The organism is Pseudomonas sp. Pseusp11 (genome assembly GCF_047304405.1).
Lineage (GTDB): Bacteria > Pseudomonadota > Gammaproteobacteria > Pseudomonadales > Pseudomonadaceae > Aquipseudomonas.
Genome location: NZ_JBGLZF010000003.1, coordinates 278,458 through 284,560 on the forward strand (window position 1 = coordinate 278,458; position 6,103 = coordinate 284,560).

Sequence of the window (6,103 nt, forward strand, 5' to 3'; positions counted from 1 at the left end):
AATGACTGAACCACTGAACACTGCTGAAAAACGTGCGGTCATCCTGCTGTCCGGTGGCCTCGACTCGGCGACGGTCGTGGCCATGGCCCGTGCCGAAGGCTATAGCTGCTACACCATGAGCTTCGATTACGGTCAGCGCCACCGCGCTGAACTGCATGCCGCCGAGCGTGTTGCCCGCGACCTGGGTGTGGTCGAGCACAAAGTGATCGGCCTGAACCTGAATGGCATCGGTGGCTCGGCCCTGACCGACAGTTCCATCGACGTACCGGAAGCGCCGAGCGAAGGCATTCCGGTGACTTATGTGCCGGCGCGCAACACGGTGTTTCTGTCCCTGGCGTTGGGGTGGGCCGAAGTGCTGGGTGCGCGTGACATCTTTATCGGTGTAAACGCGGTGGATTATTCCGGTTACCCGGATTGCCGTCCCGAGTTCATCGAAGCCTTCGAGCGCATGGCTAATCTGGCGACCAAGGCCGGTGTAGAAGGGAATGGCTTCCGTATCCAGGCGCCCCTGCAGAACCTGAGCAAGGCGCAGATCGTTCAGGCGGGCTTGAAGCTTGGCGTCGATTACGGGCTGACCGTTTCCTGCTATCAGGCGGACGATAACGGCCGTGCTTGCGGTAAATGCGACAGCTGCCGTCTGCGTGCAGAAGGCTTTGCGGCGGCCGGAATCAGCGACCCGACACCTTATTTTTGATTTATTTCAAATTAGGTGTTGAATAGTCCTTAAAAATCAGTATTATACGCGCCACCACACAGCGGGTCGTTAGCTCAGTTGGTAGAGCAGTTGGCTTTTAACCAATTGGTCGTAGGTTCGAATCCCACACGACCCACCATTTTAAAAAATCTGGAAGGCCCACGTAAGTGAGGATTTCCGGGTTTTTTTTTGCCCGCGATTTGAGGTTGTCCTGATCCGGGATCGCACCGAGTGACGCAGGTCAGAATCATCTTTTGCATCCGCCGGATATTCTGTAGCCTTGCGCAGCTTCAACGCTGTCCATGCCTGATGAATACTCACTCTCCCGGCGGTACCCCGAAGGGTCCGGAGCCGGGTGTATACTCGACTTTCGCGCGAAAGCGCCTGCAGGTCTTGCGAACATGACGCAGATTTCCGAACGCCTTCTGGTTCAAGCCCACCTCGACGCCAAGCAGCCCAAGCCGCTGACGGCCGAGGAAGAGGCTTATTACCGCACAGCCATCGCAGCCGAGCTCAAGGCTCAGGACGCGGTGCTGGTTGCCCACTTCTATTGCGATCCAGTCATTCAGGCCCTGGCCGAAGAAACCGGTGGCTGCGTCTCCGACTCTCTGGAGATGGCTCGCTTCGGCAATGCCCATCCGGCCAAGACCGTAGTGGTTGCCGGTGTGAAATTCATGGGCGAAACCGCGAAAATCCTCAACCCTGAAAAACGTGTGCTGATGCCGACTCTGGAAGCGACCTGCTCGCTGGACCTGGGTTGCCCGGTGGACGAGTTCTCGGCGTTCTGCGATCAGCACCCGGAACGCACGGTGGTGGTGTATGCCAACACCTCGGCGGCAGTCAAAGCCCGAGCGGATTGGGTGGTGACTTCCAGCTGCGCGCTGGAAATCGTCGAAAGCCTGATGGATAACGGCGAGACCATTATCTGGGGGCCGGACAAGCACCTGGGCACTTACATCCAGCGCAAGACCGGCGCCGACATGCTGCTGTGGGACGGTGCCTGCATCGTTCACGAAGAGTTCAAGGCCAAGCAGCTCGAAGACATGAAGGCGCTGTACCCGGACGCGGCCATTCTGGTGCATCCGGAGTCGCCGACCGCGGTGATCGAATTGGCCGATGCGGTGGGTTCCACCAGTCAGCTGATCGCTGCCGCACAAAGCCTGCCGAACAAGACCCTGATCGTCGCCACCGACCGCGGCATTTTCTACAAGATGCAGCAGCTGTGCCCGGACAAGGTCTTTATCGAAGCGCCAACGGCTGGTAACGGCGCGGCTTGCCGCAGTTGCGCGCATTGTCCGTGGATGGCGATGAACACCCTTGAGCGCACGCTGAAGAGCTTGAAGGAGGGGACCAACGAGATCTTCGTCGACCCGGCGTTGATTCCGCAGGCGATTCGGCCGTTGAAGCGGATGCTCGATTTCACGCAGGCGGCACGGATGAAGCTGGCCGGCAACGCCTGACACTTACTGTGGCAAGAGCTGTTGTGGCGAGGGAGCTTGCTCCCGTTCGGTTGCGCAGCAGCCGCATTTAGGGGCGCTTCGCACCCCAGCGGGAGCAAGCTCCCTCGCCACAGTTATTTTGTCTTCTTTGGAATGCGCACGAGCTGGGTGCTGGAGTAGATGTCGTGCCAGCTGCGCTTCTGCTTGTCGAACAGCGACCAGAAGAACCCCAGCCCGAGGCATAACCAGGACGCGATCGACACCACAAAGCGCAGCAGCGCCTGCCACAGGCTGATGGATGAGCCGTCCGCGTTTTGTACGCGGATGCACCACACCTGCATGCCCAGGGTCTGGCCCGACCAGGTCCAGAATTTGGCGAAGAAGCCGAACAGCACGAACAGCAGCACCGTTGACAGCAGTGGGTCACCGTCCAGCGCGCCGGCCTCGGTCAGGGTACGCATCCGGTCTTCGCCGATGATCGCCATCTGGATCATCTTGTAAATGCCGCTGGTGACGATCAGCAGCGCGGTGCACAGCAGGAAGTCGTAGAACATCGCTGCCAGGCGACGACCCAGGCCGACGGCGGGAAAGTCGCCTTGGGGGTTGAGCAGGTGTTTCGACATGGCTGCCTCTGAACGGAAAAAAGAAGCCATTTTACGGATTTGCGCGCACAAAAAAGCCCCTGATGTCAGCATCAGGGGCTTTTTCGTAACAGAAGATTAGCCTTCTGCTTGTACTTCGTCAGCCTGCATGCCTTTCTGGCCTTGCACAGCAACGAACGTCACTTTCTGGCCTTCTTTCAGGCTCTTGAAGCCGTTGCCCTGAATAGCGCGGAAATGCACGAACAGATCCGGACCGCTTTCTGGAGTGATAAAACCAAAACCTTTCTCGTCGTTAAACCACTTGACGGTACCGCTCTGACGTTGGGACATTTCTTATTTCCTTTGACGCAAAAATGAATGACAGTCTCCTTCTCATGAAAGAGTACTGGGGCTGGTTGCAGGAGAGTAAGAAGACGTCGAACGGGATGTAGCTAACTTGTAGGCTACTGCCCAGGTCACGATTTCCAAGCGACCCATGCAAACACAGTGAACAAACTCTACGCCAACTACGGGAGAAAAAACAAGCCCCGCGAAGGCCCGTATTTCCTCAGGTTGATGGCAATTAGAGCGGCCACTAGTACGGGCTTATTCGATCGAGTTGTTCATTGCTTTTCGATTGTTATAAGTAACGTTCATAAACGAAACGTATGCACTATTTTATGGCGGTTGCGTTACAGATTAGTGCACTGTTAACGCAACCGCGTTACTTATAGAAACAGTCAATCAGCCACGATAGTAGCGTTGTGGAACAAATGGCATTTTGCTTACAAGCAAAGGCACCTTTTTCCCACGCACAATGGCCCAAACTGGTGTTTCCAAAACGATATAAGCGCTGTCGAGGTAACCCATGGCCAAAGGACCGCCCAAGGTCGGACCGAAGCCGCCGCTGCAAACGCTGCCGATGATTTCGCCAGCTTCGTTGACGAGCTCTGCACCTTCACGCACCGGTGTACGTTCCTGCGGCAGCAGGCCAACGCGCTTGCGGCTGACACCGGTTTGCTGTTGGGCGAACACGGTTTTGGCGCCAGGGAAGCCGCCGGCCCGCGCGCCATCGGCACGTCGAGGCTTGGAGATGGCCCACAGCAGGCTTGCTTCGATCGGCGTGGTTTCGGTGTTCATGTCGTGGCCGTACAGGCACAGGCCGGCTTCCAGGCGCAGGGAATCGCGGGCGCCGAGGCCGATGGCCGCGACTTCCGGTTCGGCCAGCAGGGCGCGAGCCAGCGCTTCGGCGTTGGCCGCCGGCACGGAGATTTCGTAACCGTCTTCACCGGTGTAGCCCGAACGGCTGACAAAGCAGTCCACGCCCAACAGTTTCACGCGGGTGAACTGCATGAAGGTCATCTTCGCAACTTCCGGTGCCAGGCGTGCGAGCACGGTGACGGCGGCCGGACCTTGCAGAGCGAGCAGGGCACGCTCTTCGAACAGCGGTTCAATGGTGCACTGGTCGCCGATGTGCTTGCGCAGGTGCGCCAGGTCCTGGTCCTTGCAGGCGGCGTTGACCACCAGGAACAGCTCGTCATTACCGAGGTTGGCGACCATCAGGTCGTCGAGGATGCCACCGGCCTCGTTGGTGAACATCGCGTAGCGCTGCATGCCCACCGGCAGGTCGATGATGTCCACCGGTACCAGGGTTTCCAGGGCTTTGGCGGCGTTGGCGCCGGTCAGGCGGATCTGGCCCATGTGCGACACATCGAACAGCCCGGCCTGATCACGGGTGTGCTGGTGTTCTTTCATCACGCCCAACGGGTATTGCACCGGCATGTCATAACCGGCGAACGGCACCATGCGGGCGCCGAGTTCGAGGTGCAGTGCGTGCAACGGGGTCTTCAACAGTTGTTCGGTGGACATATACAGCTCCTGAAAATAGTGCAGATGCGCGCATCAGCACTCGATAATGTTGACCGCCAAACCGCCACGGGCGGTTTCCTTGTATTTGCTTTTCATGTCGGCGCCGGTCTGGCGCATGGTGCGGATGACCTTGTCGAGGGAGACAAAGTGCTGACCGTCGCCACGCAGGGCCATGCGCACTGCATTGATGGCCTTGACCGAACCCATGGCGTTGCGCTCGATGCAAGGCACTTGCACCAGTCCGCCAATCGGGTCGCAGGTCAGGCCGAGGTTGTGTTCCATGCCGATTTCGGCCGCGTTTTCCACCTGCTGCACCGTACCGCCGAGCACTTCGCACAAGGCGCCGGCCGCCATGGAACAGGCAACGCCAACCTCGCCCTGACAGCCGACTTCGGCGCCGGAGATCGAGGCGTTTTCCTTGTACAGAATGCCGATTGCAGCGGCCGTCAGTAGAAAACGCACCACGCCGTCTTCGTTGGCACCGGGGATGAAGCGCATGTAGTAATGCAGCACCGCCGGGATAATGCCGGCTGCACCATTGGTGGGCGCAGTGACCACGCGTCCGCCGTTGGCGTTTTCTTCGTTGACCGCCAGGGCGTACAGGTTGACCCAGTCCAGCACCGACAGTGGATCGCGCAGCGATGATTCCGGGTTTTTGCACAGTTGCCGATGCAGCGCTGCGGCCCGACGTTTGACCTTCAGCCCACCGGGCAGGATGCCTTCGTTGCGGCAACCGGCGGCGACGCAGTCTTGCATCACTTGCCAGATCTTCAGCAGGCCGGCGCGGGTTTCCGCTTCCGGGCGCCAGGCGCTTTCGTTGGTCAGCATCACCTGACTGATCGATAAACCGTAGGTGCTGCAGTGACCAAGCAGGTCCTTGGCGCTTTTGAACGGGAAGGTCAGCGGCGTGGCGTCTTCAACGATGCGGTCGGCGCCGGCCGCGTCTTCATCGACGACGAACCCGCCACCGACCGAGTAATACTCGCGGCTGCGCACTTGCAGGCCGGCTGCGTCGAACGCGCGAAAGATCATGCCGTTGGGGTGATAGGCCAACGGTTTACGAATCATTGCCAGGTGTTCTTTCTCGTTGAACGCGACGCTGTGTTCACCGAGCAGGTTCAAGCGACCGCTGCTGCGAATCTCTTGCAGGCGGGCGGTGACGGTTTCGGTGTCCACGGTGTCCGGGTGTTCGCCTTCCAGGCCCAGCAATATGGCCTTGTCACTGCCGTGGCCTTTGCCGGTGGCGCCGAGCGAGCCGTAGAGCTCGACTTTGACGCAGGTGGTTGCTGCCAGCAGTCCTTCACGGCGCAACCCTTCGGCGAAGCGCGCAGCGGCACGCATCGGGCCGACGGTGTGGGAGCTGGAGGGGCCGATGCCAATCTTGAACAGGTCGAACACGCTTAACGACATGGTTGTTCTCCGGTTTCTTGTTATAGGCGAAATATCACGAGATATGCACCCTGTAGGAGCTGCCGCAGGCTGCGATTTTTTGATCTTGCTCTTGATACAGAAAGATCAAA

The 6,103-nt window shown here is 59.0% G+C and carries 6 protein-coding genes and 1 tRNA gene; 3 read left to right on the forward strand and 4 right to left on the reverse strand.

Going from position 1 to position 6,103, the window contains the following annotated elements; translation table 11 throughout:
* The first annotated feature begins 1 nt into the window (after window position 1).
* From queC to nadA, 3 genes are all read left to right on the forward strand, one after another.
* Window positions 2-694: a 7-cyano-7-deazaguanine synthase QueC gene (gene queC, locus ACCC96_RS04025; RefSeq protein ID WP_413695052.1), complete on the forward strand. Its 693-nt coding sequence runs from the start codon at window positions 2-4 to the stop codon at window positions 692-694.
* A 63-nt stretch (window positions 695-757) separates the two neighbouring features.
* A tRNA-Lys gene (locus tag ACCC96_RS04030) sits at window positions 758-833 on the forward strand.
* 262 nt (window positions 834-1,095) lie between these two features.
* The gene (nadA, locus tag ACCC96_RS04035) at window positions 1,096-2,154 is read left to right on the forward strand and encodes a quinolinate synthase NadA (protein ID WP_413695053.1); all 1,059 of its coding nucleotides are present in this window, start codon (window positions 1,096-1,098) and stop codon (window positions 2,152-2,154) included.
* A gap of 113 nt (window positions 2,155-2,267) precedes the next feature.
* Here the strand turns inward: nadA and ACCC96_RS04040 are convergent, their stop codons facing one another.
* The 4 genes from ACCC96_RS04040 to ACCC96_RS04055 form a co-directional block, all read right to left on the reverse strand.
* The gene (locus ACCC96_RS04040; protein WP_413695054.1) at window positions 2,268-2,756 is read right to left on the reverse strand and encodes an RDD family protein; all 489 of its coding nucleotides are present in this window, start codon (window positions 2,754-2,756) and stop codon (window positions 2,268-2,270) included.
* A gap of 96 nt (window positions 2,757-2,852) precedes the next feature.
* Window positions 2,853-3,065 carry a cold-shock protein gene (locus ACCC96_RS04045; RefSeq protein WP_007934683.1) on the reverse strand — a complete coding sequence of 71 codons (213 nt, stop codon included), beginning with the start codon at window positions 3,063-3,065 and terminating at the stop codon, window positions 2,853-2,855.
* A 393-nt stretch (window positions 3,066-3,458) separates the two neighbouring features.
* Complete coding sequence (gene gcvT, locus ACCC96_RS04050) at window positions 3,459-4,583, reverse strand: glycine cleavage system aminomethyltransferase GcvT (RefSeq protein WP_413695055.1); 1,125 nt, start codon at window positions 4,581-4,583, stop codon at window positions 3,459-3,461.
* 33 nt (window positions 4,584-4,616) lie between these two features.
* Window positions 4,617-5,993 carry an L-serine ammonia-lyase gene (locus ACCC96_RS04055; RefSeq protein ID WP_413695056.1) on the reverse strand — a complete coding sequence of 459 codons (1,377 nt, stop codon included), beginning with the start codon at window positions 5,991-5,993 and terminating at the stop codon, window positions 4,617-4,619.
* Window positions 5,994-6,103 lie beyond the last annotated feature (110 nt).

Excerpts from the sequence above, each read along its gene's own strand:
- ACCC96_RS04045 (WP_007934683.1), bottom strand. The coding sequence starts at position 3,065 with ATGTCCCAACGTCAGAGCGGTACCGTCAAGTGGTTTAACGACGAGAAA.
- queC (WP_413695052.1), top strand. The coding sequence starts at position 2 with ATGACTGAACCACTGAACACTGCTGAAAAACGTGCGGTCATCCTGCTG.
- gcvT (WP_413695055.1), bottom strand. The coding sequence starts at position 4,583 with ATGTCCACCGAACAACTGTTGAAGACCCCGTTGCACGCACTGCACCTC.
- ACCC96_RS04040 (WP_413695054.1), bottom strand. The coding sequence starts at position 2,756 with ATGTCGAAACACCTGCTCAACCCCCAAGGCGACTTTCCCGCCGTCGGC.
- ACCC96_RS04055 (WP_413695056.1), bottom strand. The coding sequence starts at position 5,993 with ATGTCGTTAAGCGTGTTCGACCTGTTCAAGATTGGCATCGGCCCCTCC.
- nadA (WP_413695053.1), top strand. The coding sequence starts at position 1,096 with ATGACGCAGATTTCCGAACGCCTTCTGGTTCAAGCCCACCTCGACGCC.